Origin of the sequence: Micromonospora sp. CA-111912, assembly GCF_050948415.1 — a bacterium.
Classification (GTDB): domain Bacteria; phylum Actinomycetota; class Actinomycetes; order Mycobacteriales; family Micromonosporaceae; genus Micromonospora.
In genome coordinates this window covers 4,424,200-4,448,557 of record NZ_CP192007.1, presented here as the reverse complement: position 1 = coordinate 4,448,557, position 24,358 = coordinate 4,424,200, and the positions used below count along the sequence as shown (strand labels likewise).

General features: G+C 72.4%; 23 protein-coding genes. 8 read left to right on the top strand and 15 right to left on the bottom strand.

Going from position 1 to position 24,358, the window contains the following annotated elements; genetic code table 11:
* Positions 1–127: 127 nt before the first annotated feature.
* Entirely contained in the window at positions 128–1,219 is a 1,092-nt protein-coding gene (locus tag ACQPZO_RS18570) for a GH25 family lysozyme (RefSeq protein WP_433342635.1), read from the bottom strand.
* 215 nt (positions 1,220–1,434) lie between these two features.
* On the opposite strand from ACQPZO_RS18570, the gene ACQPZO_RS18565 reads away from it, so the two are divergent.
* Positions 1,435–2,322 (top strand): M23 family metallopeptidase, encoded by an 888-nt coding sequence (locus ACQPZO_RS18565; protein ID WP_433342633.1) that lies wholly within the window; start codon positions 1,435–1,437, stop codon positions 2,320–2,322.
* A gap of 45 nt (positions 2,323–2,367) precedes the next feature.
* Here ACQPZO_RS18565 and ACQPZO_RS18560 read toward each other — a convergent pair whose 3' ends face one another.
* The 4 genes from ACQPZO_RS18560 to ACQPZO_RS18545 form a co-directional block, all read right to left on the bottom strand.
* Positions 2,368–3,108, bottom strand: coding sequence for a class I SAM-dependent DNA methyltransferase (locus ACQPZO_RS18560; protein WP_433342631.1), 741 nt, complete (start codon positions 3,106–3,108; stop codon positions 2,368–2,370).
* 51 nt (positions 3,109–3,159) lie between these two features.
* A complete protein-coding gene (locus tag ACQPZO_RS18555) occupies positions 3,160–3,351 on the bottom strand; it encodes a DUF397 domain-containing protein (RefSeq protein ID WP_433342629.1) in 192 nt (63 codons plus the stop codon).
* A gap of 190 nt (positions 3,352–3,541) precedes the next feature.
* Entirely contained in the window at positions 3,542–3,733 is a 192-nt protein-coding gene (locus tag ACQPZO_RS18550) for a DUF397 domain-containing protein (protein ID WP_433342628.1), read from the bottom strand.
* On the bottom strand, positions 3,724–4,491 hold the full coding sequence (locus tag ACQPZO_RS18545) for a DUF5753 domain-containing protein (RefSeq protein ID WP_433342626.1): 768 nt from the start codon (positions 4,489–4,491) through the stop codon (positions 3,724–3,726). The genes ACQPZO_RS18550 and ACQPZO_RS18545 overlap by 10 nt, the downstream gene beginning before the upstream one ends.
* A gap of 252 nt (positions 4,492–4,743) precedes the next feature.
* Here ACQPZO_RS18545 and ACQPZO_RS18540 point away from each other — a divergent pair, with 252 nt between their 5' ends.
* The 3 genes from ACQPZO_RS18540 (at position 4,744) to eccB (ending at position 9,132) form a co-directional block, all read left to right on the top strand.
* Positions 4,744–5,166: a hypothetical protein gene (locus tag ACQPZO_RS18540; protein ID WP_433342624.1), complete on the top strand. Its 423-nt coding sequence runs from the start codon at positions 4,744–4,746 to the stop codon at positions 5,164–5,166.
* Positions 5,167–5,315: 149 nt separating this feature from the next.
* Positions 5,316–7,658, top strand: coding sequence for a lysylphosphatidylglycerol synthase domain-containing protein (locus tag ACQPZO_RS18535; RefSeq protein ID WP_433342622.1), 2,343 nt, complete (start codon positions 5,316–5,318; stop codon positions 7,656–7,658).
* Between the two features lie 94 nt (positions 7,659–7,752).
* On the top strand, positions 7,753–9,132 hold the full coding sequence (gene eccB / locus ACQPZO_RS18530; protein WP_433342620.1) for a type VII secretion protein EccB: 1,380 nt from the start codon (positions 7,753–7,755) through the stop codon (positions 9,130–9,132).
* 126 nt (positions 9,133–9,258) lie between these two features.
* Here the strand turns inward: eccB and ACQPZO_RS18525 are convergent, their stop codons facing one another.
* From ACQPZO_RS18525 to ACQPZO_RS18505, 5 genes are all read right to left on the bottom strand, one after another.
* Positions 9,259–9,876: a class I SAM-dependent methyltransferase gene (locus ACQPZO_RS18525; protein WP_433342618.1), complete on the bottom strand. Its 618-nt coding sequence runs from the start codon at positions 9,874–9,876 to the stop codon at positions 9,259–9,261.
* Positions 9,877–10,118: 242 nt separating this feature from the next.
* Positions 10,119–11,651 (bottom strand): LPXTG cell wall anchor domain-containing protein, encoded by a 1,533-nt coding sequence (locus ACQPZO_RS18520; RefSeq protein ID WP_433342616.1) that lies wholly within the window; start codon positions 11,649–11,651, stop codon positions 10,119–10,121.
* 213 nt (positions 11,652–11,864) lie between these two features.
* Entirely contained in the window at positions 11,865–12,731 is an 867-nt protein-coding gene (locus ACQPZO_RS18515) for a carbohydrate ABC transporter permease (protein ID WP_433342615.1), read from the bottom strand.
* The gene (locus ACQPZO_RS18510; protein ID WP_433342613.1) at positions 12,731–13,690 is read right to left on the bottom strand and encodes a carbohydrate ABC transporter permease; all 960 of its coding nucleotides are present in this window, start codon (positions 13,688–13,690) and stop codon (positions 12,731–12,733) included. Before ACQPZO_RS18510 ends, ACQPZO_RS18515 begins: the two co-directional genes overlap by 1 nt.
* Positions 13,687–15,075, bottom strand: a complete 1,389-nt coding sequence (locus tag ACQPZO_RS18505) for an ABC transporter substrate-binding protein (RefSeq protein ID WP_433342611.1) — start codon at positions 15,073–15,075, stop codon at positions 13,687–13,689. Before ACQPZO_RS18505 ends, ACQPZO_RS18510 begins: the two co-directional genes overlap by 4 nt.
* A 118-nt stretch (positions 15,076–15,193) precedes the next feature.
* Here ACQPZO_RS18505 and ACQPZO_RS18500 point away from each other — a divergent pair, with 118 nt between their 5' ends.
* The 4 genes from ACQPZO_RS18500 (at position 15,194) to ACQPZO_RS18485 (ending at position 19,047) form a co-directional block, all read left to right on the top strand.
* Positions 15,194–16,231, top strand: coding sequence for a zinc-binding dehydrogenase (locus ACQPZO_RS18500; RefSeq protein ID WP_433342609.1), 1,038 nt, complete (start codon positions 15,194–15,196; stop codon positions 16,229–16,231).
* Positions 16,232–16,233: 2 nt separating this feature from the next.
* On the top strand, positions 16,234–17,052 hold the full coding sequence (locus ACQPZO_RS18495; RefSeq protein ID WP_433342607.1) for a sugar phosphate isomerase/epimerase family protein: 819 nt from the start codon (positions 16,234–16,236) through the stop codon (positions 17,050–17,052).
* A gap of 65 nt (positions 17,053–17,117) precedes the next feature.
* On the top strand, positions 17,118–18,419 hold the full coding sequence (locus ACQPZO_RS18490; RefSeq protein WP_433351074.1) for an MGH1-like glycoside hydrolase domain-containing protein: 1,302 nt from the start codon (positions 17,118–17,120) through the stop codon (positions 18,417–18,419).
* 190 nt (positions 18,420–18,609) lie between these two features.
* Complete coding sequence (locus tag ACQPZO_RS18485) at positions 18,610–19,047, top strand: hypothetical protein (RefSeq protein WP_433342605.1); 438 nt, start codon at positions 18,610–18,612, stop codon at positions 19,045–19,047.
* Between the two features lie 48 nt (positions 19,048–19,095).
* Here ACQPZO_RS18485 and ACQPZO_RS18480 read toward each other — a convergent pair whose 3' ends face one another.
* The 5 genes from ACQPZO_RS18480 to ACQPZO_RS18460 all read right to left on the bottom strand — a co-directional run bounded on the left by ACQPZO_RS18480 (position 19,096) and on the right by ACQPZO_RS18460 (position 24,305).
* A complete protein-coding gene (locus tag ACQPZO_RS18480; RefSeq protein WP_433342603.1) occupies positions 19,096–19,677 on the bottom strand; it encodes a dihydrofolate reductase family protein in 582 nt (193 codons plus the stop codon).
* 64 nt (positions 19,678–19,741) lie between these two features.
* Positions 19,742–20,581 (bottom strand): helix-turn-helix domain-containing protein, encoded by an 840-nt coding sequence (locus tag ACQPZO_RS18475; RefSeq protein ID WP_433342602.1) that lies wholly within the window; start codon positions 20,579–20,581, stop codon positions 19,742–19,744.
* Between the two features lie 117 nt (positions 20,582–20,698).
* A complete protein-coding gene (locus tag ACQPZO_RS18470; RefSeq protein WP_433342601.1) occupies positions 20,699–21,655 on the bottom strand; it encodes a sulfotransferase family protein in 957 nt (318 codons plus the stop codon).
* 115 nt (positions 21,656–21,770) lie between these two features.
* Entirely contained in the window at positions 21,771–22,580 is an 810-nt protein-coding gene (locus ACQPZO_RS18465; protein WP_433342600.1) for a nucleotidyltransferase domain-containing protein, read from the bottom strand.
* 222 nt (positions 22,581–22,802) lie between these two features.
* A complete protein-coding gene (locus tag ACQPZO_RS18460; protein ID WP_433342598.1) occupies positions 22,803–24,305 on the bottom strand; it encodes a hypothetical protein in 1,503 nt (500 codons plus the stop codon).
* Positions 24,306–24,358 lie beyond the last annotated feature (53 nt).

Here is a 24,358-nt window from a genome sequence, read left to right as displayed (position 1 = left end):
GAGCGGGGCGGCGAGCGCCCCCGCCGGACTTCGACTGTGATGCGGATCACGATCGAAGCGGCGGTGCACGCCGATCCCCGGCCGCCCCGCCGTCCCGTCGGTCAGTCCCGCCGCCCCGTCCCGTCGGTCAGTCCCACTGGTCCTGGTTGAGGAACCGGGCGAAGCCCCGCCACGAGTTCGGCCCCATCGCCCCGTCGATCGGGCCGGTGTAGCCGTAGCCGGAGGCGAGCCGCTGCACGGCCTTCCAGGTGTTCGGCCCCATCGCCCCGTCGATCGGGCCGGTGTAGCCGTAGCCGCGCATGGCCCGTTGCAGCGCCGCGTAGGTGTTCGCCCCGGGCACGCCGTCGATCGGGCCGGTGTAGCCGGACGTGATGGACAGCCAGTTCTGGGCGCGCATCCACATGACCGGCCCAGGGGTGCCGTCCTGCTCGGTCGTGGTCTTGGGCAGCGGGTCGTCCGCCGGCGGGTCGGTCGGTCCGCCGTTGACGATCTCGAACGCGCTCGGCTTGGCCACGTTCAGGTCCACCGAGGCCATACCGCCGGTCGATCCCCTCGAGCTGTACTGGTGCGCGCTCCAGGTCGGGTAGGCGCCGCCCAGGTTCGGCTCGCCGGGGTAGCTGCCGTTGTTGGCGCCCCACATCGCCACCCAGAGCTTCACGCCCGCCGCGATCGTCTGGGGCCACGCCCGGGAGCGCAGGTCGGCCGCGCCCAGGTACAGCCAGGGCACGTGGTTGCCGATCCGGGCGCGCATCCGCTGAAAGAACGTCGTGACCTCGGCGTCGTTCCACAGCCTCGTCGAGTCGTCGAGCACCTCGTTGTCCAGCGCGATCACGTCGCCGGGCCGGTAGTCGCGCAGGTGGGCGGCGAAGTAGTCGGCGGCCTGGGTGGGGGTCTGGAAGTCCCCGGCCAGCCAGTAGTGGCCGACCCTGAGCCCCGCCGCCCGCGCGCCGTTCACCTGGATCGCGTACTGCGAGCCGATGTACGGGCCCTCTGACAGTTGGGAGCCGCCGGCCTTCACGATCACGAACTGGTGGCCGGCGGCACGGACGCCGGCGAAGTTGATGCCGGCCTGCCAGGTGGCCACGTCGATGCCGGACACCGTGCCGGCCGGTATCGCCGCGGCGGCGGGCTTCGCGGTGGCGGGCGTCGCCCCGATGCTCACCGGCAACGCGACGGCGATGGCGACCGCCACCGCGAGCCGCCCCAGAACGGTGGTCATGCCAGGTCTCCTGCCGGAGCGCCCGCGCCGCCGCGTGGCGAGCTGGTCGTTCTAAACGCATTGATGATCATCGAGCAATGGTAGGGGGTGGCCGGGCGCGATGCCACCCCTGTTCGGCGGGTGGGTCGGGCGATTCAAGCATTGATGTACGCCACTTCGAGGGCTACCCTCTGCACGTCAGTGATCATCACCTACGACCGTGCGGAGGAACGATTATGGGCCGTGAACACCTGCCCGGCTGCTGTGGCGGTGGCGGAGAGCAACCGCCGGCCGGGCTCAGCCGCCGTACGCTGCTGCGCGGCACCGCCCTGACCACCGGTGCCCTCGCCGTCGGCGGTGTCTTCGGCCTGCCCGGGATCGCCCACGCCGCGCCGTCGATCTACAACCCGTTCTCCGGCTACCGGATCACCGGATCCTGGCAGGACCACCTCAACAGCGGCTCGCTCGGTGGCATCGACTTCGGGATGGGCGTCGGCACCAACCTGCCGGCGTGCGGCGCGGGCACGATCCAGAACATCCCGAACAACGGCACGGGCGGGCACACCGTCACGATCCACCACGCGGACGGATACCGCAGCCAGTACATGCACCTGTCGCAGTTCCTGCTCGGCAACGGCGCTGCGGTCGGCGCCGGTGCGATCGTGGGACGGTCCGGTGGGGCCGTCGGCGCCCCCGGTTCCGGCAGCTCCACCGGCCCGCACCTGCACTGGCACATGATCAACCCGAGCGGGGTACGGATCAACCCGCTCAGCTACATCGGCTCGAACCCGGGTGGCGGTGGCCTGCCCAAGACCTCGACCGAGCAGGACGGCATCCCGGGCACCATCTTCTACAAGCGGATGCAGAACTGGCTGCGGATCACCTCGGGCTACACCGGCCCGATCGACGGCGCACCCGGTCCGAACACCTACGCGGCGCTGCAACGGGCCATGCGCGGCTACGGCTACACCGGCCCGATCGACGGGGTGATGGGGCCGAACTCGTGGATGGCGGTGCAGCGGCTCGCCGCCGGGTACGGCTACACCGGCCCGATCGACGGGGCGATGGGGCCGAACTCGTGGCGGGGCTTCGCCCGGTTCCTCAACCAGGACCGGTGGAACTGACCCTCCCTCGACCCGCGCTGTCGGCCGGGGCGTCCTCGGCGGCGGTCAGCCGGCCGGCTTCTCCCAGACCGAGACGTGCCCGGTGCTCTCGTGGGTGAAGGGCTCCCGGGCCCATCCCGCCCAGCGGTCGCACAGGCGTAGCCCGGCGAGCTGGGCCATCAGGTCCAGCTCGCCGGGCCACACGTACCGGAACGGAATCGAGCGGAACTCGCCGCGCCCGTCGACGACCTTGACGTAGTTCGAGCTGCACGCCTGGGTGGCCGTGTCGTAGACGTCGTACGCCCACTGGGTCGGGCCGGTGTGCCACAGCACGACGTTCTCGCCGGGCGGGAGCCTGCGCAGCGACGGCACCTCCACCTCGATCACGAACCGGCCCCCGGGTTCGAGGTGCGCCGCGACGGTGCGGAAGCAGGCCACCTGCTCCGCCTGGCTGGTCAGGTTCATGATCGTGTTGTAGACCAGGTAGGCGAGCGAGAACGTTCCGGCCACCCTGGTCGTCGCGAAGTCGCCGATCGTCACGCCGACCGCGTCGCCGCCGGGCTTGGCGCACAGCCGGGCCACCATCGCCCGGGACAGGTCGACGCCGTGCACCGGCACCCCGCGACCGGCCAGCGGCAGCGCGATCCGTCCCGTCCCGACGCCCAGCTCCAGGGCCTGACCGCCGCCGGCCAGCTCCGCCAGCACGTCCACCGTGGCGGCCACCACGCCCGGGGCGAACCGCTCGTCCGACGGGTCGTCGTACCTCGCCGCCACCCGCTCCCCGAAGTATCCGTCCCCGTCGTCCATCGACGGACCGTACCGCGACCGCCTCCCGGGACGCCGGGAATTACCGGCGGGTCAGCTCCGGCCGGCGACCCGGGCGACGAAGGTGCGCCAGGCTGCCGGGGGGAAGGTGAGGGCCGGGCCGGCCGGGTCCTTGCTGTCGCGTACGCCGACGACGCCCGGAAGGTTGTCGGCCACCTCGACGCAGGCCCCGCCGTTGCCGCTGCTGCGGCTGCTCTTGCGCCACCGCGCGCCAGTCAGGTCCATGTCTGCGTCACCTCCGTGTTGGGCCGGCCGATCGTCGGTGGGACAGCGTCCCGCCCGGCGTGTTCTGCCGCGCCGCCCGGAAGGCGGGCGCGGCGGTCCTCGCATCATCGGTCAGGGAGCGCCGGACCGCCAGGGAACGACGGGAGACGCCCGCCCCGGCCGGGACGGGCGTCTCCCCGTGCCTGGGGCCTCAGCCCTGCTCGGCGACCCGGGCGACGAAGGTGCGCCAGGCCGTCGGGGGGAAGGTGAGGGCCGGGCCGGCCGGGTCCTTGCTGTCGCGTACGCCGACGACGCCCGGGAGGTTGTCGGCCACCTCGACGCAGTTGCCGCCGTTGCCGCTGCTGCGGCTGCTCTTGCGCCACCGCGCGCCAGTCAGGTCCATGTCTGCGCCACCTCCGTGATCAGCTCGACCGATTGCCAGTGGGACAGCGCCTCGCCGCGCACGTTCTCCCACGCCCCCAGTATCGCCGCGATGTCGTCCGGGTCGCTGACCACCTGCCCCTTGAGCTGATTGTCCAGGTAGCCGGCGAGCCGGTGGTCCGCGCTGGCCGCGATGACGAACGGCCCGTTCAGCCCGGCGTACGCGCCGACCCGGGATGGCACGACGTGCACCCGCACGTGCGGCTGCGCGCACGCCGCGACCAGGGCGTGCAACTGCTCGCGCATGGTCGCCGGGCCGCCGACCGGCCGGCGCAGCACCGCCTCGTCGACGACGGCGGTGAACTGTGGCGGGTCGTCGTGGCGCAGGATGTCCTGGCGGGCCAGCCGGGTGGCCAGGTGCCGCTCCACGTCGCCCCGGGCGATCAGGCCGGTGCCGCCGAGCACCGCGCGGGCGTACGCCTCCGTCTGGAGCAGGCCGGGCAGCACCATGGACTCGTACGACCGAAGCGAGACCGCCTCGCGCTCGATCTCCTGCCACGGCCGGAACCAGATGGGCTCCCGACGTCTCGATGTGTCCGCCCAGATGTCCCCGATGTCCCGGCCGAGGACCGCCGCCGCCGCCGCGCGGTGCCGGGGATGGGGGATGCGTTCCTCGTGCAGCCATCGCGCGGTCGTCTTTGGATCGACGCCGACCTCTGCGGCGAGTGAGTCGGTGGTGTGCCCGGTGTCGTGCAGCGCGGCCCGGAGAGCGTCGTTCAAGGCCCCTCCCAAGGGGATGTCGGGGATGTCTGCTGACCATACCCTTACGCCCTGTATCTGGGCCATCACGCGCGGCAGGGTTTCTCCGCAGAGGACGGCGCGGCCGGTGGAGGCGAGGGCCCGGCGGTCGCGTCTGTCGGCCGCCCCGCGCACCCGGCGCGGGGCGGCCTCCAGCGAGGCCGACGAGAGGGGACAGTCATGCTGCACAGAGGAGGCCGGCGTGGGTCGCGCCGTGGACCGCGCTGCGGATGCGTGCGCTGCCGGGAACACCGGGCCAGGAAGCCGACGGCGGAGCAGCAGCCCGCGCCGGAGCAGCCGCCCGTTCCCCCGTTCCGCCGCCCGGCCGATGAACGGGAGACGCCGGTCAGCAGTCTCCCGCCCCGGCCGCACCTGCCGATGCGTCCCGCCTGGCTGTGCCGGTCCTGCGCCGCGCCCTGGCCGTGTGCACCGGCCCGGCTCGACCTGCTCACCGAGTTCAACGGCCACTCGATCGCGCTCGCGTTCTACCTGGCGGCGTCCATGTACGAGGCGATGGACGACATGCGCCGCCTGGGTGTCCACCCCGCCCCGGGCGTGCTACACACCCGCTTCCTCGGCTGGCTGTCCCCCCGCCGCCGCCCCCGGCAAAGTCCGCACGAACCAACTCCACCGCAGAGGCGAAGCCGTCCGGAATGAACCAGGGACACGGCGAGGGGCCGGGACGCCGACCTCGTCCGCCGGGCCTGGCCGGGAAACGGCCCTGCCGGTGCCCACCCGGGCCGTAGGGTCGATCCACAGGCCCGGAGCCGGCTTCGGGGAGCGACCGTCGGAGTCGAGGACTGGTGATGGCCCGGACGCACCGCCCGTCACCGGCGCTGCTGGTCAGCCTGGTCACCTCGACCGGCCTGCTGGTCGCGATGAGCCTGGCGGTGCGCCAGCACCCGGTCGCCCGCTGGGAGCGGGACCTGTTCACCCTGCTCAACCGCCTGCCGGCCGGGCTGACTCCCGGGCTGGTCGTGGTCATGCAGCTCGGGTCGTACGTGGCCGTCTTCGTCGCCGCCGCCGTGGCCGCGCTCATGCGGCGCTTCGCTGCCGCCCGCGACCTGCTCCTGGCCGGCAACCTGGCGTACTGGCTCGCGGTGCTGGGCAAGGCCGCGGTGGCCCGGGAACGACCCGCGGTGCTGCTGGCCGACGTACGGACGCACGACACGATCACCGGAGCGTTCGGCTACCCGTCCGGGCACGTCGCGGTCGCCTCCGCCCTCTGCATCGTCACCGCCCGCGCCGTCGATCCGCGCTGGCGCCGACCGCTGTGGGCGGTGATCGTCCTGGTCGCCCTGGCCCGCGTGCACGTCGGTGCACACCTGCCCGCCGACGCGGTCGGCGGGTTCCTGGCCGGCTGGCTGGCGGTGTGCCTGACCCGCCTCATCGTCGGCGAGGTCGGCCCGGAGCAGTCCACCTCGCGGCTGCGCCGGGTGCTCGCGCAGCGCGGCATCGACGCCGTGCGGCTGGAACCGATCATCGGGGACGCCCGTGGTTCACGGCCCTGGCGGGTCGACACCGCCGACGGCCGGCGGGTGTTCGTGAAGGTGACCGGCGGTGAACAGCGCGACGCGGACTGGGCGTACAAGCTCTATCGGCGGCTGCGCTACCGGCATGTGGCGGACGAACCACCCTATGCCACCGCGAAGCAGAAGAACGAGCACGAGACCTATCTGGTCCTGCTGGCGCAGCGTGCCGGGGCGCGCGTGCCCGCAGTCGTCGCCACCGCCACCACCGGGCGCGGTGACGCCCTGCTGGTGCAGGAGTTCACCGACGCCCTCTCGCTGGACGCGACGCTCGGACCGCTGCCGCTCGACGCGGTGGCCGACGTCTGCCGACAGGTGGCGCTGCTGCACCGCGCCGGGATCGCGCACCGCGACCTGCGCGCGGCCAACATCCTTATCCGCGGCCGGACCGCGTACCTCGTCGACTTCGGCTTCGGCGCCGACGACGCCTCGGCCGACCAGCAGTCCCGGGACGTCGTCGAACTGCTGGTCACCCTCGCCGGTCGGATCAGCCCCCGGGCCGCGGTCGACGCGGCCGTCGCGCAGTTCGGCGGCGGGCACGTCGCCGACAGCCTGCCGTACCTGCAGAAGCCGGTGCTCTCCCGGGCGGGACGGAGCACGCTGGGCCGGTTCCCCGACCTGCTGGACCAGGTACGCGGCGAGATCCTGCGGCACTGCCCGGACCGCGACGACCGGCTGGCCCGTGTCGTGCGGGTCACCCCCCGCAGCATCGGGCTGCTGCTCATCCTCGGCCTGCTCGTACACCTCCTCCTTCCCCAGGTCGGGCAGGTACGCACCGCCCTGCACCTGATCGCCCGCGCGAACCCGGTGGCCGTCGCCGCGGCCCTGCTCGCCTCCGTGGCCACCTATGTGCTCAGCGCGGTCGTGCTGCGTCTCTCCAGCGCCGACCGGATCCCGCTACGGGAGGCGACCGTCGTGCAGGTCGCCGCGTCCTTCGCCAACCGGCTGGCCCCGGGCAGCGTCGGCGGTGCCGCCCTGAGCCTGCGCTACCTGCACCAGAAGGCGATCCCCACGGCAGAGGCGGCCACCGCCGTCGCCGTGTCCCGTGTCGCGGGCATCGTCTCCGTCGCGCTGCTGCTGCCCGCGCTGCTGCCCTTCGCCCGCCTGCCCGCCCGCACCCTGACCCACGAGGCCAGCGCAAAGGCGCTGCCCATCCTGCTGACCGTCGTGGCGGTGCTGCTGGTCGCCGCTGCGGCCCTCGCCGTCCCCCGGCTGCGCCGGCAGGGACGCGCCGCAGCCGGTCAGGTGCTGTCGGCCCTGCGCGCGCTGACCCGCCAGCACCGGCTGGTCCGGCTGGTCGTGTCCTCAGTCGCCCTCACCCTCTGCTACGGCGCAAGTCTCTATCTCGCGGTGCTCGCCGTCGGCCACCCCGCCGACCTCACGCTGGTGCCCCCGGTGATCCTGGTGTGCGTCGTCGGCGAAGGCGTCGCCACCGCCGCCCCCACGCCCGGTGGGCTCGGGGCCACCGAGGCGGCTCTCGTGTCCGGGCTGCTGCTCTACGGGCTGACCGTGGAGACGGCCGTCGCCGCGGTCCTGATCTACCGGCTCGCGACGTTCTGGCTGCCCGTCGTCCCCGGATTCGTGGCCCTACGGGTGCTCGTCCACCGACGCCTGGTGTGACCGCAGGAGGCCCGCGCCCGGCTCAACGGAGGGTCCTCGGGCGATCGACGCAGCGTTTATCCTGTGCCCCGACCGACCCGTCGGAGGGACCCGCATGCCGTCGCGGCAGGACCAGCTTCACTCGTACCAGTTCACCGTCCAGCGGGCGGTCGCCGCCCTGGTCATGCGGGAGACCGACCCGGCGCGGTCGCCGTTCCGCCGGCTCGCCGGGGCCGGGCTGGCCAGCGTGCTGGTCGCCGCGATCGCCCTCGGCGGCTTCGCCCTGTACGGGCTCTTCACCGGCGGTGGCAGCAAGTGGCGCGACGCCGGCGCGGTGATCGTGGAGAAGGAGTCCGGCGCCCGCTTCGTCTACCGCGAACAGAAGCTGCACCCGGTGCTCAACTACGCCTCCGCGCTGCTGATCATCGGCGCCGAACGCCCGCAGACCGTGCTGGTCGCCCGCCGCTCGATCGAGGGGGTGCCGCGCGGTCTGCCGCTGGGCATCCCCGACGCCCCGGACTCGCTGCCCGAGCGGTCCCGCCTGGCGACCGCCCCGTGGACCGTCTGCTCGGTCGCCACCACCGAGGCGGAGCGGGCCGCCCCCCGTTCCGCCGTGCTGATCGGGGTGGCCGCCGTCGGCGGTCGGCCCCCGGGCGACGACGCGGTCCTGCTCCGGCACCCCGGCGGCGGCCTGCACCTGGTCTGGCACGCCCGCCGGTACCTGCTGCGGGACGCCGGCCGGTCGCTCGCCGCGCTCGCCGCCACCCGGCAGCGCGCGGTGCCGGCCGCGTCCGCCCTGATCGACAGCATTCCGGCCGGGGCCGACCTCGCCCCGCCGGAGCTGCCCGGTCTCGGGCGGCCCTCGGCCCAGGTGTCCGGCGCGGCGGTCGGCGACGTCTTCCTGATCCGCAACTCCGGCGGTGGCCGGCAGTACGCCGTCGCCCTGTCCGACGGCCTCGCCGGAATCACCGAGTTGCAGGCCAACCTGCTGCTCGCCCGCACCGGCCAGGGCGAGCCGCAGGCGCTGACCCTCGGCCGGTTCGCCGCGCTGCCCAAACAGCCCGACCTCGTGCCGACCGGGCAGAGCGCCCCGCCGACCGGCCCGCCCCGGCTGGCCGCCCCGGACGGCGGAGCGCTCTGCGTCGGCGTCGGCGACGACGGGGAGGTCCGCGACGTGCGGCTCGGCGCGGCCGTGCCCGACCTGTCCGGCAGCCCGCAGACCGTGGGCGCGGCGGCGGTCGCCGACCACGTGGTGGTCGAGCCGGGGCACGGTGCCGTCGTGGAGTCGGCCGCCGCGCCGGGAGCCACCGGCGGCGCGGTCTCCGTCGTCACCGACCTCGGCCGGCGGCACGTGCTGGCCGACCCGGAGGTGCTCGGCGTGCTCGGCTACCGGGACGTGACGCCCATCCGGCTGCCCGCCGGCCTGGTCAGCCTGGTGCCCGCCGGCAGCCCGCTCGACCCGGCCGCCGCCCGCGCCGTCGCCGCCCCCGCCTGATCCTCGGCCGACGGGGCCAGGGCTCCGCGCTGACCGGGGGCCCGGCGGTCGGTGTCGCGTCGGGGGACCAGCCGGGCGACCAGCCGCGCCACATCGTCGAGGAGCACAGGTCGCCCTGCGGCGGCGTCAGCCGGGCAGACCGCCGGGTGGGCGGCGCAGCACGGTGACCGCGAAGTCGGCGTCGTCGGCCCAGGGGCGCAGGTCCCAGGTGGCGAAGCGGTGCTCCCGGCGCAGCCCGGCGGCGACCGCGTCGGCGTCGAAGTCGGCCAGCGGGTAGCCCCGGTCGGTGCCGAAGCCGACCACGACCACGCCGTCCGGGCGCAGGTGGGCGGCGACCCGGCGGAGCACCTCCGGCTCGGTGCCGGGGGCGACGAACGCCATCACGTTGCCGGCCACCACGGCCGCGTCGAACGGCTCCGGCTCGCCAGCCGTCGCCAGGTCCAGCTCGGCGAGGTCGCCGACCAGCCAGTGCGGGCCGGGGTGGTCGGCGCGGGCGGCCTCGACCAGCGCCGGGTCGGCGTCCACGCCCACCACCGTGTGACCGCGGGCGTGCAGCGCCGCGCCGAGCCGCCCGGTGCCGCAGCCGGCGTCCAGGATCCGGGAGCCCGGCGGAACCAGCGCGTCGAGCAGCCGGGCCTCCCCGGCCAGGTCGGCGCCCTCGGCCGCCAGCCGACGGAAGCGGTCGATGTACCACTGCGAGTGCTCGGGGCCGGTGTCGGTCGTCCAGCGGGTCGGGTTGGCCATGACCCCACGTTAGCCGGGGTCCGGGGTGGCCCGGACGGCCACCCGGGGAGGCTGCGGGAAAGGTCGCCGTCGGTGCTGCGAGAGAGCCGGGCGGCCCCCAGCGGGTCCGTGGCGACCAGGACGGGCGGGAGGTGCCCAGGACGGGCGGAAGGTGACCATGGGCCGGCCGGTAACGGCCGGCCCATGGGGCGATCGACGATCGGAAACCCCGCGGCCACCGGGATCGACCTGGCCGAGGCGGATCAGGCGACGAAACGAGTGCGGCGACGGCGGGCCAGGAGGTAGCCGCCCGCGCCGACGGCGAGCAGCAGGCCGCCGAGGCCGGCGATCAGGCCGGTGGCGGCCCCGGTGATCGGCAGCGTTCCACCGCCGCCGCCGCCCCCGGTGCCGCCGGTCGACTTGACCGTGATCTTCGCGGTGTCGTTGGCGGGGTCCAGGTCCTTGGCCGGGCTGCCGCCGCTGGTGAAGCCCTGCAGCTTCACCGTGCCGGTCTGGCTGCCGGCCCGGTCGATCCGCAGCTTGAACTCGAACTTCACCCGCTCGCCCCGGGGAATCGTGCCGCGGGCGGAGCACGAGTAGATCCGGGCTCCGGGCTTGCCGGGCTTCCACTCCTTCTCGGACGGGTCAACGCAGAAGTTCGACACGGCGACGGCGGTGACACCCTTGGGGAGGGTCACCATGGTGTTGATGGTGAGCGCCTTCTGGCCGCTGGGCCCGACGCGTGCGGGGCCGTTGTTGAGGTAGCCGACGGTCATCGGGACGGTGGCGCCGACCGCGCCGGTGACGGTGGCGCCCTCCGCGGCGACATCGGCACGGTTGTTGTCACCGGCGACAGTCAGCGTGATCCCGGTCTCGTTGTTCACCGGGTCGGTGTCGGTCTGGTCGAGCGCACGGGCCTGTGCGCCGCCGACCGGAACCAGCTTCAGAGCCGCGTCGGTGCCCTGGTGGCCGAGCGAGTCGATCAAACTGGACCTTTCCCAGTCGGCCGGGGTGAACCACGCGACCCAGCTGTAGTGCAGGTTCGGCGCCCAGGCGTCGGCCGGGATCGTCCCGCCGAACGTCGAGTCCACCCGGACCGCCTCGCCGGGGGCCAGCGAATTGTCGAAGGTGCAGGCGACGTTGCTGTCGTCGAGGATCAGGCTGCTGTACTTGCAGTTCTTGTACCGCTTCGACGGGGTGAACCCGAAGGAGCCGGAGAGGTACAGCACCATGCCGTGGACGGTCTTCGTGCCCCGGTTCGTCACCGTGAGCGGAACGTCGACCCGCTCACCGAGCTTGCCGTCCAGCGGGAGCTCACGCTCGGTGGCGAGGTCGACCCCCTCGCCGACGACGACGGTGGAGCGGTACGTCCCGGTGCCCACATCGGGCGCGGTGAGCGTGAACACCAGCGTGCCCTGCTGGCCGATCTCCGCGCCCGCACGCGCCTTCACGGTGAGGTCGAACAGGCTCGTCGGCTCGCCCTCGTCGGCCATCTCGCAGGTGATGACCTCGCCCTGCGTCGTGCAGTCCCCCCAGTCGCTGGCTACCGTCACCTCGGCGAACGCGGCGACCGCGCGGCGGTCCAGCCGAACGGTGTAGTTGCCGAAGGGCCGGTCGGTCAGTGGGCGCAGCTCGACCGACTTCTGCGGGCCGTCGGGGGCAACGATCACGTTGTTGGCGTACAGCTTGACGTCGGCGGCCGGCGCTGCGGCGGCGGGGGTGCCGACGGACGCCGTGACGATCATGCCGGTCACGGCCAGCCCGGCGAGGCAACGCCGGGCGCGATGGGTGTGCATGACGGATGCCTCCGGTTGCGGGCGACAGATGAAGTTCGGTGGAAGCAGTCGCGGCGCCGGCGACGACGAGCGCCGAGCAGCGGGTGGGGCGAGCCTGCGTCGAACGGCGTGCCGGGAAGCGGCGGGCCACGTCGGGGTGCAGGGCTACCACCAAGGCTCTCACGGATGCCCCTGCCGCGGGGCCCCGCCGAACCCGGCTGCACGACACTGCCGTCAACCTTTCTCCGCGCCGCTGGTCAGGCCCTCGGTGAGCAGCCGCTCGCCGGCGAAGAACAGGAGCACGATGGGCAGGGTGAGGATCACCGAGCCGGCCATCAGCACCGTCTTGGGCACCTCGACGCCGTCGGCGAGCAGCGACAGCCCGAGCGACACCGTCCACCGGTCCGGCTTGTCGACGAGGAAGAGCAGGGCGAACAGGTACTCGTTCCAGGCGATCATGAAGTCGTAGAGCGCGACCGCCATGATCGACGGGGCGGCCAGGGGGAGGCTGACCCGGCGGATGATCCCGAGCCGGCTCGCCCCGTCGATCGCGGCGGACTCCTCCAGGCTGATCGGGATCGTCTCGAAGTAGTTCTTCAGCATGTAGACCGAGACCGGCAGGGTCTGCGAGATGTAGACCAGGACCAGCCCGAACAGCGAACCGCGCAGCCCGGCCCGGGTGAAGACCACGAAGAGCGGGATCGCGATGACGATCGACGGGAACAGGTAGACCGCCAGGAACAGCGCGCTGACCTGCCGGCGGCCGAAGAACCGCAGCCGGGAGACCGCGTACGCGCCGGGGATCGCCACGACCAGGGTGAGCGCGGTGGCGGCGAGGGCGACCAGGCCGCTGTTGCGGATGAAGGTCGCGAAACCCTGGCCGCCGTCGTCGGCGGCCCGGAGCACCTCGGCGTACGTGGCGACGGTGAGCTCGCCCAGCGGCACCAGCAGCGATCCGGGGTGCAGCAGCAACTGCTCGATGGGGCGCACCGAGAGCACCAGCATGTACCAGAACGGCACCAGGGTGATCACGAGGAAACTGGCGATCACCGCCCGGCGCAGCCAGCGCAGGGTCACCGTCTCGAACCGGTCCCGGTCCATCACGACTCCTCCCGGCCGGCGAAGAAGCGCAGGTACACCGCGACGAAGGCGAGCAGCACCACGGCCAGCACGACCGCCTGCGCCGCCGCCGCCCCGACGTCGGTGCGCGCGGTGAGGAACTGGTAGACCCGGACGCTGACCACCTCGGTCCCGGCGGCCCCGCCGGTGAGCAGGTAGACGTCGTCGAACTTGTTGAACGTCATGATGAACCGCAGCACCCCCAGCAGGGCGATCACCGGCATGAGCTGGGGCAGCAGGATGTGCCGGAAGCGCTGGGTGGGGGTGGCCCCGTCCACCCGTGCGGCCTCCTCCAGCTCGCCCGGCACGGCCTGGAGCCGGGCCAGCAGGAACAGGAACGCGAACGGGAAGTACCGCCACGCCTCGAACGCGATCACCGTCCACAGGGCCGTGGAGTCCTGGGACAGGAAGGGGATCGGGGCGTCCCAGCCCAGGAACCGCTGCCCCCAGTCGTTGACGATGCCGAGCTGCGGGTCGAGCATCACCTGCCAGACGAAGGCGACGGCGACCACCGGCGCCACGTACGGCAGCAGCATCGACGCCCGGACGAGGGTGCGCCCCCGGAACGGCCGGCGCACCACCAGCGCGGCGACCAGGCCGATCAGGATCGAGCCGGTGGTGCCGCCGAGGCTGTAGAGCACCGTGGTGCCCAGCGTGCCGGCGAAGCCGGGGGTGTGCACCACCCGGTCGAGGTTGTCCAGGGTGAACTCGCCGAACAGGCCGGTCTTTCGCAGGGTGGCCAGGCGTACCCGCTGGAAGGCCAGCAGGACCGTCCAGACGATCGGGACGCCGACCACCGCCAGCACGACGAGCAGGGTGGGCGCGACCAGGGCGAGGCCGGCGCGGGACTCCCGGCGGCGCAGAGTGAGCGGGCGGCGCCCGGGCCGGGCGGGGCGCTCCCGGGCGGGGGAGTGGCCCGGGCCGGGCGCGGTGGTGGTCAATTGACACCGGCCTTGATCGCCTCGACGTCCTTCTTCGCCCGCCGGGCCGCCGCCGCGGCGTCGGACTTCCCGGACACCACGCCGGCGAGGGCCCTGGGGACCGGCAGTTCGCCGAGGATCGCGCCGACCAGTTTGCCCTGGCCCTGGGTCAGGCCCCAGCGTTGGAAGCTGTCCGGGCTGCTGCGCAGGGCGGCCAGGACGTCGTCGCCGTACACCTGGGCCAGCGGCTGCTTGCGGTCCACGCCGGCCTGGCTGGCGTTCCAGGCGGTGAGGAACCTCTTCGGGTCGTCGGCGGTGCCCTTGCGCACCGGGAACCGGCCCTCGGGGGACATGCCGAACCAGCGCGGGTACCCGTCGCCGAGCATGAACTGCACGAGGGACTTCGCCGGGTCGGCCGCGTCGTCGAGCACCGCCCAGGAGCTGATCTCGCCGTACTGGGCCGGCTGGGTGCCGTTCGGGCCCTTGATCGCGGTGACGAAGCCACTGTTGCGGGCGAGGTACGTCGGGTCGGCCTGGCACTGCGGGCAGGTCGGCCTGGCGTCGTCGCGCAGCCCGGCCAGCTCGTCGAGGATGAACGGCGACCAGACCAGCATCGCCGCCTTGCCGGCGAAGTACGTGGCCCGGGTGGTGTCCACGTCCTGCGCGCCGGGGACGGAGGCGGTGCGCATCAGGTCGCCGTAGAACCGGAACGCCTCGACGCACTCGGGGGAGTCCAGCGTGACCGACCCGGAGTCGTCGGTGAGCTGACAGTTGTTGGCCAGGGCCAGGTGCTCGAAGGTCTGCTGGGTGAACACGTCGCCCGCCGAGGTGGCCGCGGTGATGCCGGCGACCCCGCCGGTGTTCAGCTTCGCCGCGGCGGCGGCGATCTTCTCGTACGTGTCGGGGACGGGCAGGCCGGCGGCGGCGAACAGGTCCTTGCGGTAGACCAGGAGCTGCCCCCACCCGTCGCTCGGCACGGCGAGCTGCCGGCCGCCGTCGGCGGTGAGCTCCAGGGCCCGGGCGGAGAAGGTCTGCCGGCCCAGCGCCTCGACGATCTCGCCGTTGGCGGACGGGTGCAGCAGCTCGTTGCCGGCCAGCGTGCGCACGCCGGCCAGCGGGACGGACCCGATCACGTCGGGCAGCTCGCCGGCGGCGGCGCTGGTGGCGATCAGGGATGGGAACTGGTCCTCGTTGACGGTGACCAGGTCGACCTTGGTCCCGGTCCGCGCGGTGAAGTCGGCGATGAGCGCCCTGGTGGCGGTGACCCGGTCGGCCACGTCCTCCAGGCTCCACACGGTGAGCGTCTTCTCGTCGCCCGCCTCGTCGTCGCCGCAGGCCAGCAGGGAGACGCCGACTACTGCCAGGATCAGGGCAGAGGCGAACATCCGCATCGAGGGTGATGGCATCGGTGGCACTCCTCTCGAAGGGGTACATGACGGATTCAATACCTTCGATTGATCAATTACAAGACATATGCCGATATTTTGTTCTACGATGGAGCCCAGTGCTACCGGGATGTGACTCATGGTCAACTGGGTTGTCTCACTCGCCGGGCCTCGACGGATCAGCCTCGAGCCCTGCGCCCCGGACCCGCTCGGCCCCGGCCAGGTCCGCGTCCGCACCTGCTACTCCGGCATCTCGGCCGGCACCGAGCTCACCCTCTACCGGGGCAGCAACCCCCGGCTGAGCAAGGACTGGGACGACGCCACCCGGATGTTCGTCCCCCGCCGGGCGCCGGTGCCGTACCCGCTGGCCGGCTTCGGCTACGAGGAGGTCGGCGAGATCGTCGAGGCGGCCCCGGACGTCGCCGACCGGCACCCCGGCCAGACCGTCTGGGGCATCTGGGGCCACCGCGCCGAGGCGGTCGTCCGCGCCGACGCGGTCCACCCGCTGCCCGCCGGGCTCGACCCGCTCGCCGCCGTGTTCGCCCGACCCGGGGCCATCGCGCTCACCGCCGTCATCGCCGGCGACCTGCACCTCGGCGACTGGGTCGGCGTCTTCGGCCAGGGCGTCATCGGGCTGCTCGCCACCCGGCTGGCCACCCTGTCCGGGGCCCGGGTGGTGGCGGTGGACCGGCTGGCCGTCCGGCTGGGCCACGCGGCCCGCTGCGGCGCCCGGCTGGTCGTCGACGCGGGCGCCGAGTCCGCCGCCGTCGCGCTGCGCCGGGTGAGTGGCGGCCGGGGCGCCGACGTCTGCCTGGAGCTGTCCGGGGCGTACCCGGCGCTGCACGAGGCGATCCGGGCCACCGCCCACGCCGGCCGCGTCGTGGCGGCCGGCTTCTACCAGGGGCACGCCGACGGGCTGGGACTCGGCGAGGAGTTCCACCACAACCGGATCCAGCTCGTGGCGGCCCAGGTGTCCGGGGCCGACCCGGCACCCGGCCTGGCCGGCCGGTGGACCGGGGCCCGGGTCGCCCACACCTTCATGGACCTGGTGGCCGAGGGCAGCGTCGACCCGCTGCCGCTGGTGAGCCACGTCGTCGACGCGGGCGCGGTGGCCGACGCGCTGGCGTTGCTCGACCGCGGTGACTCCGACGTCCTCCAAGTGGTGCTGAGGTTCTAGAGATGACCATTCCGCTCGCCTGCCAGGAGCAACTGCTCCCCGGCGGAGACCTGATCCAGAAGCACGCCCTCGCCGCCGCGCTCGGCTTCGACGGGCTCGAACTGCGCGGCCGGGGCGAGCTGTCCTTCGCCCGCCGGCTGCCCGAGCTGCGCCGGGCCCGCGCCGCCGGGGTGGCGATGCCGACCGTCTGCGTCGAGATGGACCACTTCATCGGCGACTTCGACCCCGACCGGTCCCGCGACGCCGTGACCAACCTGCGCTCCCAACTGTCGGTCATCGCCGAGTTGGGCGGCGTCGGCGTGATGACCCCCGCCGCCTGGGGGATGTTCTCCCGCCGGCTGCCGCCGTTCGAGCCGCCCCGCCCGCCGGCCGGCGACCGGCGGGTGCTCCTCGACGCACTCGGCGCCCTCGGCGAGCACGCCCGCGCCGAGGGGGTCACCCTCTTCCTCGAACCGCTGAACCGGTACGAGGACCACATGGTCAACCGGCTCGACGAGGCGGTGGCCCTCTGCGCGGCCGTCGGGCTGCCCTCGGTGCGGGTGGTCGCCGACACCTTCCACATGAACATCGAGGAGGACGACGTGCACGCCGCCCTGCGGGCCGCCGCGCCCTACCTCGGCCACGTGCAGGTCAGCGACTCCAACCGGTGCCAGCCCGGTGCCGGGCACCTGGACTGGCGGGCGCTGGTGCGTACCCTGCTGGAAATCGACTACCGGGGCTGGCTGGCCCTGGAGTGCCGGCTGCGCGGCGAGCCGGTGCGGGCGCTGCAACAGGCCGCCACCGTGCTCCGGCACGCCGAGCCGAAGCGGGCGGCGGCGTGAGCGCCGGCACCGCCGCCGACGACGCGCCCCCGGTCGGCCCGGCCACGGCCCGGGACCTCGGGGCGCTGCGCCGGCTGGCGGTCGCCACCCTCGACGGCAACTGGGAGCACGACCACACCGTCCCGTCGCGCACCCTCTACCCGCACCAGTGGAGCTGGGACTCGGCGTTCATCGCGATCGGGCTGGCCACGGCGCGTCCCGACCGCGCCTGGCGGGAGCTGCGCACCCTGTTCGCCGCCCAGTGGGCCGACGGTCGGGTGCCGCACATCGTGTTCAACCCCGCGCTGCGCGCGGGGTCGTACTTCCCCGGGCCCGGGTTCTGGGACTCCGCCCGCGCCCCGGGCGCGCCCGCCGTGGCCACCTCCGGCATCGTCCAGCCGCCCGTGCACGCCCTCGCCGCCTGGCTGGCGTACCGGCGGACGCCGTCCGAGCGCAGCCGGGCGGAACTGGCCTGGCTCTACCCCCGGCTGGTCGCCCAACAGCGCTACCTGACCGGCCGGCGCGACGTCGGCGGGGCCGGGCTGGCCTGCCTCGTGCACCCCTGGGAGTCCGGGCTGGACAACAGCCCCGCCTGGGACCCGCCGCTGGCCGCGGTGCCCGCCGACGAAACGGTCATGCGGGCGTACCGGCGGCACGACACCGCCCACGCCGACGCCGCGCACCGCCCCACCGACCTCGACTACGCGCGGTACGTCGCGCTGGTCGACGCCTACCGGACGGGCCGGTACGGCGACGACGGGCTGGCCGGGCGGCACCCGTTCCTGGTGGAGTGCCCGCTGTTCAACACCGCGCTGGGGCTCGCCGAGCACGCCCTCGCGGCCATCGCCCGCGCGGTCGGCGGCGACCCCGGCCCGCACCGCGAGCGGGCGGCCCGGATCACCGCGACCCTCGTCGACCGGCTGTACGACCCGGCAACCGGTGCCTTCCACCCCCGGGACCTGCGCACCGGCCGGCTCGTGCCGGCCCGCACCGCGCTCGGCCTCGCCCCGCTGGCGCTGCCCGACCTGCCGCCCCGGCAGGTCGCCACGGTGCTCGCGGAGGCGTGCTCGCCCCGGTTCGGGCTGGCCGCGCGGATGGACCGGCCGCTGCCCAGCCACGACCGGACCGCCCCGGACTTCGAGCCGCTGCGCTACTGGCGGGGGCCGAGCTGGATGAACCTCAACTGGCTGCTGTGGCGGGGGCTGCGCACCCACCACCGGCTCGACCTCGCCGCCGGGCTGCGCGAGTCCATGGTGGACCTGGTAGCGACGGCCGGCTGCCACGAGTACTTCCACCCGGACACCGGGGCCGGCCTCGGCTCACCCGCGTTCGGCTGGACCGCCGCCCTGCTCCTCGACGTCCTCGCCGACGAGTCGGCCGTCGACTGAACCGCCGGCCGGTCTCTCGGCCGGACGTTTGCCGGGGGTCTTCCTCAGCGCCGTTTGGCCTTCGGACCGGCCGGGCAGAACGACTGGCGTGACTGCTGCCGATGAGCCTCTCACCATCGTGTTCAGACGCTCTGTGGGCCGTGAAATCGTCCATCTGGCGATCGCGCTCCCCGCCGTGGTAGGAGCAGGTGTGGCCATCAACCTGGCCGCGGGCGACAAGTGGTGGGACGGGCTGTGGATGCCGCTCCTGTGGTTCTTGACCTTCCGGTCCGCCATGCGTCTGGCCCGTCCATCGGCCTCCGGCCACCAGGCACGGCTGCCCTTGCGGCTCACCGGAGAGCACCTCACAGTGACGGGTCCGGGCGAGCGCATCCTGGCCATCGAGTGGTCGAACATCGCTCGCGCCGAGATCAAGGGTCGGTGGAGGACGTTCCTGGTGATCGAGCCGGCCGACCCGGACCGGACCCGACCCCCGCTCAAGCGGTGGGAATGGGCGGGGCATGGGCAGAGCCGGCCATACGAGATCCTGGTCCCACTCGCATACATGAGCCCCGGGCGTGACCTGCTTCGGCGCGAACTGGCCCACCGCCTGCCCGCCCCCGCCGCCCAATCCGAGCACGCGGCGTAGGCCCGTCACCGTTCGCAGTGGACTTCTTCGCGTACCCGCTCAGATCGGTCAACGGCGCACCCGATAGCGCAGGTGAAGCACCCGGTTGCCGTGAACCACCACGTCAGGATCCTCCAGCCGGTGCTGCGCGTGGACCGACCCGAAGTAGCGCTTGCCGGACCCGAACACCACGGGTACGACGTCCATGCGCACCTCGTCGACCAAACCCACGGCAAGCACCTGGCCACCGACGTCGCCAGCGGCGACCTCGACCATGCGGTCACCCGCAAGCTCCTGCGCTTTGGCCACGGCTGCCTCGACGCCGTCGACGAAGTGAAACGGCGCCTCAGGGTCCCAGCCCTCGGGCTCCGGCCGGTGCGTCACGACGACCACGTGGTCGATCCCGCCCGGCGGCTTCCCGTCCCAGCCGTCCGTCAGGTCGAAGACGTGGCGGCCGACGATTGTCACCCCGATCTGGTCCCAGTACGGCCGGGTGTAGTCGTAGGACGTCTGCGACACCTTCAGCTCGCCGCTCTCGTCCAACGGGACGTCACCGTTGGACAACCAGTCGAACAGCGGTCCGGGCTGGTCATTTTCGTCCGCGATGAAGCCATCCACCGACACCGAGCTGTACATGACCACCTTGCCCACGGGGTTCTCCTCTGCCTTGGGTTCCCCAAATTAGCGCGTAGTGAGCTGTCGCTCTTGTAAGAAATCAATCGGCCGGCAGCGGCCAGCTGTCCAGCACGTGGCCGGGATGTTCTTGCAGGAACCGCCGCCGGACTTCGACGTATCGAGTCGGCGTGAGCCCGGTGAACGCCCGGAACTCGTGGCCGAAGTGGGCCTGGTCGAAGTAGCCTGCGCCACCGGCGAGGTCGCCCCAGTCGATCGGTCCGGCGGGGTTGATCGCGAACACGGTGGCGGCGAAGCGGTAGGTGCGGGCCAGCCGCTTCGGCGTGACGCCGATGAGCTCCTTGAACCGCTGTGCCAGATGAGTGCTGCTGACACCGGCTGCCACGCTCAGGTCGCCAATCGCCACCGCCCCGCTGGTCGCCGCGAGGACGCTGCTCGTATGGCGGACAAGCCCCAGGCCGGCGGTCTCGCACAGCCGTCGCATCAGCTCCTCCTCGAGCAGCGTCAGCATCTCGTGCGGTCCGTCCGCCGTGGCCAGCCGGTCGCGCAGCTCAGCAATGGCGGGCCGGCCCCAAACCTGCTCTACCGTCACCGGCCGGTCACACAGCTCGGCCGCAGGCATCGGCAGGAACGGCGCCAGCCCCCACGGCTTGAAGTGCACGCCGACGGACCGGGTCCGGTGTGGGTAGCCGAACTCCAACGCGCGGGTGGGCATGGTGACCACGCAACCGTCGGCGTACTCGGCCGTCTCGATGTCGGTGCCGGCGCGGATGCGGAACGGCGCCCCGAGGTTGACGATGAGCAACGCCGACGGCATCGGCGGCAGCGTCAGCCGGGCGTACGGCGGCGCACCCTTCAGGTAATAAAGGTCGTCGATCAGCCCGTCCAGCGGCGGTCGCGGCACTCTGGACACGTACTCCACGCCCACAGCATCGCAGACGCCATCAGCGTCACCGATGACACTCTGCATTGTGAAGAGCCCGCTTACCGGGCGTTCGAGGAAGCGACGCAGCGTCGTCCTGGTGGCGAGCCAGAGCCGTCACTCATATCCCATGGCCGGAATGACCTTGCCGAGTGCTTCTTCGATGAACTCGCGGGTACCGTAGTCGAATTGGTCGTTGCGGTTTGTCAGCTTGTGCGACTGAAACGTCGAAGGGGTGGCGAAGTCGTCGACGCCGAGCCGTTCGAACAGGACGCGGCGCTGCCCGGGCCACTCGGCTGCGAGATCTTCTGCTTTCACCTCGATGTATCGCCTGCCCGTCAGGTCGACCGTGTTCTTCCAGGTGAGCCATCGGTGGTAGACCGGCTTGAGGTAGGCGAGCGCGCCGTCGACGGTGGTCGGTGCCCATGGCTGGGCCAGGTGGGATGCGAGCACTGAGACCGGGTGACGCTTGATGTGCACGATGGTCGCTTCGGGGACCAGCTCCCAGAGGAACTCCATGCACAGCAGGTTGAACGGTGTCTTCTCGCACCAGGTCGGCTTGCCCGCGTCGACGGCTGCTCCGCTGAACAGGGTGTCGATCAGGCCCCGCAGGATTCCGAGCAGTTCGCCCCGGTCGCTGAAATACCTGGGAAGTACCCGCCGGCGGCTCAGCGGCTCGAACGGCCCGGCAGGCCGGTCGGCGTTCCCGAAGCCTTCCGCGGGCGCACGTTCGTCGTATGTGTACGCGATCAACTGCGGCCAGAGCTGTTGCACCGCGTCCCGGTAGCGCCGCTCGCCGACCAGCTCGGGAACGGTTTTCCCGCGATCGTCGCGCCGGCCGGGCACTCGTACGGTGAGGAAGTCGCTCAGCCGATGCAGGGCGTCCTCACCGACGGTGGGGTCGTATCGATCGGTGAGCGCGTCGGCCAGGTCCCGCAGGCCACCGGGGTCGACGAGAAACCGGGTCTCCATGGGAATCCGATGGATCAGCGGATGTTCGCCGATGATGTCGGCGATCCGTGACGTTCCCGAACGACCCGTACCCGCAACGAAGATCGGTGAGGGGGAAGGCATGCGAGCAGTAAAACTCTCAGCCCGACGCCTGTGCAAGCCATTTGCCCCCTTTCCCCAATTCACCCCGTTGACCCGTCGGTCCTATGAGCAGGCAGCACGACGCGGACATCCAGTGCTACGAATTGTCCACGTCGGAGTGTCGAACAGACGCCGGCTCGGCGGGTCGCCACGTTGGTGCGGTCTCCTGCAACACGGTGTCGATCAGGCGAGTTATGCCCTGCTCACCAACGATGGCTGTCGGGTCCTGCTCGTACTGCTGAACGGCCTGCCGCACGACCGTCAACGATGGGTCTCTGTCGAGTGCCCACCGTGCGGCTTGCGCCTTGGAGCAGTGCACGTTGTCTACCGCGAATCGCCAGATGCGGCAGGCGGTGAGCGCCATGAAGGCGGCGTTCTCGGTGTCATCGGTGAGCGACCGCCAGGTCATCAACCAGTGCCTGCCACGATCAACGATCCAGCCGGGCGGAACAGGTGCGATCACCTCACGCGGTGGAGCGCCCCTGAGAGAGCGCCCGTCCGCGCGTGCCATGGACAACTCAGCAGGCAGATCCGGCGAAGCTGCCACCCGACGTTCGACTTCGAACCCGGTGGACGATCGGTCGTAACGGCCGATGTAGAGCTCCAGGGCAGGCGTCCGGCTCGGCGCGCCGGCGATCTCGGCCGTGACGACATGGACATCGATGCCGGCCGCGCTGCCGAGGTCTGCCTGGCGAACCAAGCGCTCCAGGACCGTCGACTGCGCGTCGGAAAGTCCGCCTTCGATGACGATGAGCAGGTCAATGTCGCTGCTTCCGGCACGGAAGTCGCCAGCCGAGAGCGACCCGTGCAGGATCACTGACCGAACATCAGCACCGACGGTGTCGGCGAAGAGGTCGGCAAGTCGTTCGGCAGCGGTCAAGGCGGACAGTTCGTCAACGTTGGCCATGCAGGTGTTCTACCAGAGGATCTCCAGTGACGTCGGCACGATCAAATGCGCTGTCATCGGCAGAGCCGCGCCATCGCGCTGCTCATTGCCGTGGCGGTCACAGTCGCTGTGTGGCGTCACTACCGGTGGTGAAAGCGTGTCCGGCTTGCGGACGACTTGCCTCCACCCGTCACTCGGCCGCCTCGGTTGGACTCGTAGCCTTCCCCGCGACCGCCTGCTTGCTCAGCGCAGGGCGATGTGGGCGTCGGTGAGGAAGCGGTCGCGGTCGTCGCCGTGGGCGATTGCCGTGTTGTATACGGCGTTGATCGCGGCGACCAGCGGATCGTCGTCCGCGAGGGCGATCAGGGCGGGGAACGCGGCTGCCTGCTGGAGCATCTCGGTGACGCCGCGTGTGCCGAACGCCTTTGGGTTTGGGTGGAGCGGGACGGTGGTGTGCGGCACCTCGGGATCGGACATGAGCCGGTTGAACGCGGCGGTGCCGCTCTGCTCGGTGAAGGATCGGGGCAGTGGACGGTCGGCCTCGGCGTCGGCGAGCGCGTCGGCGATCCACCCGATCTGCTCCAGCCCGGCCACCCGCATCGCGCGCCGGGCCGCCCAGCAGGCTGCCTCCCGCTGACGTGCGGCGGGCAGCGCGTCGATGCGGTCGAGTAACGGGCGGTCGATCCGGGCCAGGGACTGCGCCTGGCTGAGGAGCCCACGGACACGGTCCGACGGCGGAGCACCTCCCCACCGTTCGGCGTCGTGCTCGGCCTGCCAGCGGCGGGTCTTCTCGGCCAGCGCGGTCGCCTCGACGGCCCGCTCACGCAACGTTTCCATCCACGGATACGACCCGGCGTTGTCGAGCAGATGGTCCCAGATCAGGCCGAGGGCGAAGGCGTGCCGGCCCAGTACTCCCTCGTGCCGCAGCGTGAAGCCGTCGGGACCGGACGTCAGCCGTACCGTGCTCGGCTCGTCGTCGGGCAGCGTGGCCAGCGGTTGCGGAAAGATCGGCTTGTCGGCGGTGGCCCACGACCACATGAGGGTCTCGCCGTCTACCCGCTCCAGCCGGACCTCCAGGTCGCCGGCGGGCAGCACCCCCACCGAGACCTCGACCGGCGCGGGCCGGTAGCGGACCACCGCCACCCGGGTCAGGCCGGTGTCGTCCTCGTACGGGTCAGGTGGCAGCGGCGGCAGGATGGCCGGACGGCCGGACGGGCGCGGTACCAGCGACAGCATCGCCCACTCGGCGCCCTTCGCCGGCTTCTGCTCCCAGTCGCGGCCCCCCGGGGCGGCCAGCACGGTGCGCCATGGCGTCTCCTCGGACACCGCCCAGATGTGCAGCTCGTGCCGCTCGGGCGGGTCGTCGTCGGTGCGTTCGGGCTGGTGCAGACGGTCGCGTGCGTGCACCCGCACCCGGATCAGCCCGCGCGGGACGGCGACGTCGGTGAGGGCCTCCGCGAAGCCGCCCATCAGGCCGACGACCGACAGTCGGCCGCTGGGACTCCAGAGGGTCACCTCGCTGATCGCGTCCCAGCCGACGCCGACCTCCGTCGGAGGCCCGGGCAAGACACGAACGCGTGCCTCGATCCAGCCGGTGTGTACGCCGCAGAAGCCAATGAACTGATACGGCCCGCCGACGTGCAGCAGGTTGTCGCCGAGGGTGTAGATCTCCGTACCGGATGCGCCCGGCACGGCGGACACCTCATATTGGCTGTAGTCGACGAACAGCCGCGCCCAGTCAGTCACGTATGCCGGAGTTCGATGATCTGCGCCAGGCACATCGTCCACTCCCAGATCCT

Coding starts and splice junctions, on each gene's coding strand:
- ACQPZO_RS18570 (WP_433342635.1), bottom strand. CDS start 1,219: ATGACCACCGTTCTGGGGCGGCTCGCGGTGGCGGTCGCCATCGCCGTC.
- ACQPZO_RS18565 (WP_433342633.1), top strand. CDS start 1,435: ATGGGCCGTGAACACCTGCCCGGCTGCTGTGGCGGTGGCGGAGAGCAA.
- ACQPZO_RS18560 (WP_433342631.1), bottom strand. CDS start 3,108: ATGGACGACGGGGACGGATACTTCGGGGAGCGGGTGGCGGCGAGGTAC.
- ACQPZO_RS18555 (WP_433342629.1), bottom strand. CDS start 3,351: ATGGACCTGACTGGCGCGCGGTGGCGCAAGAGCAGCCGCAGCAGCGGC.
- ACQPZO_RS18550 (WP_433342628.1), bottom strand. CDS start 3,733: ATGGACCTGACTGGCGCGCGGTGGCGCAAGAGCAGCCGCAGCAGCGGC.
- ACQPZO_RS18535 (WP_433342622.1), top strand. CDS start 5,316: ATGGCCCGGACGCACCGCCCGTCACCGGCGCTGCTGGTCAGCCTGGTC.
- eccB (WP_433342620.1), top strand. CDS start 7,753: ATGCCGTCGCGGCAGGACCAGCTTCACTCGTACCAGTTCACCGTCCAG.
- ACQPZO_RS18525 (WP_433342618.1), bottom strand. CDS start 9,876: ATGGCCAACCCGACCCGCTGGACGACCGACACCGGCCCCGAGCACTCG.
- ACQPZO_RS18520 (WP_433342616.1), bottom strand. CDS start 11,651: ATGCACACCCATCGCGCCCGGCGTTGCCTCGCCGGGCTGGCCGTGACC.
- ACQPZO_RS18515 (WP_433342615.1), bottom strand. CDS start 12,731: ATGGACCGGGACCGGTTCGAGACGGTGACCCTGCGCTGGCTGCGCCGG.
- ACQPZO_RS18505 (WP_433342611.1), bottom strand. CDS start 15,075: ATGCCATCACCCTCGATGCGGATGTTCGCCTCTGCCCTGATCCTGGCA.
- ACQPZO_RS18500 (WP_433342609.1), top strand. CDS start 15,194: ATGGTCAACTGGGTTGTCTCACTCGCCGGGCCTCGACGGATCAGCCTC.
- ACQPZO_RS18495 (WP_433342607.1), top strand. CDS start 16,234: ATGACCATTCCGCTCGCCTGCCAGGAGCAACTGCTCCCCGGCGGAGAC.
- ACQPZO_RS18470 (WP_433342601.1), bottom strand. CDS start 21,655: ATGCCTTCCCCCTCACCGATCTTCGTTGCGGGTACGGGTCGTTCGGGA.
- ACQPZO_RS18465 (WP_433342600.1), bottom strand. CDS start 22,580: ATGGCCAACGTTGACGAACTGTCCGCCTTGACCGCTGCCGAACGACTT.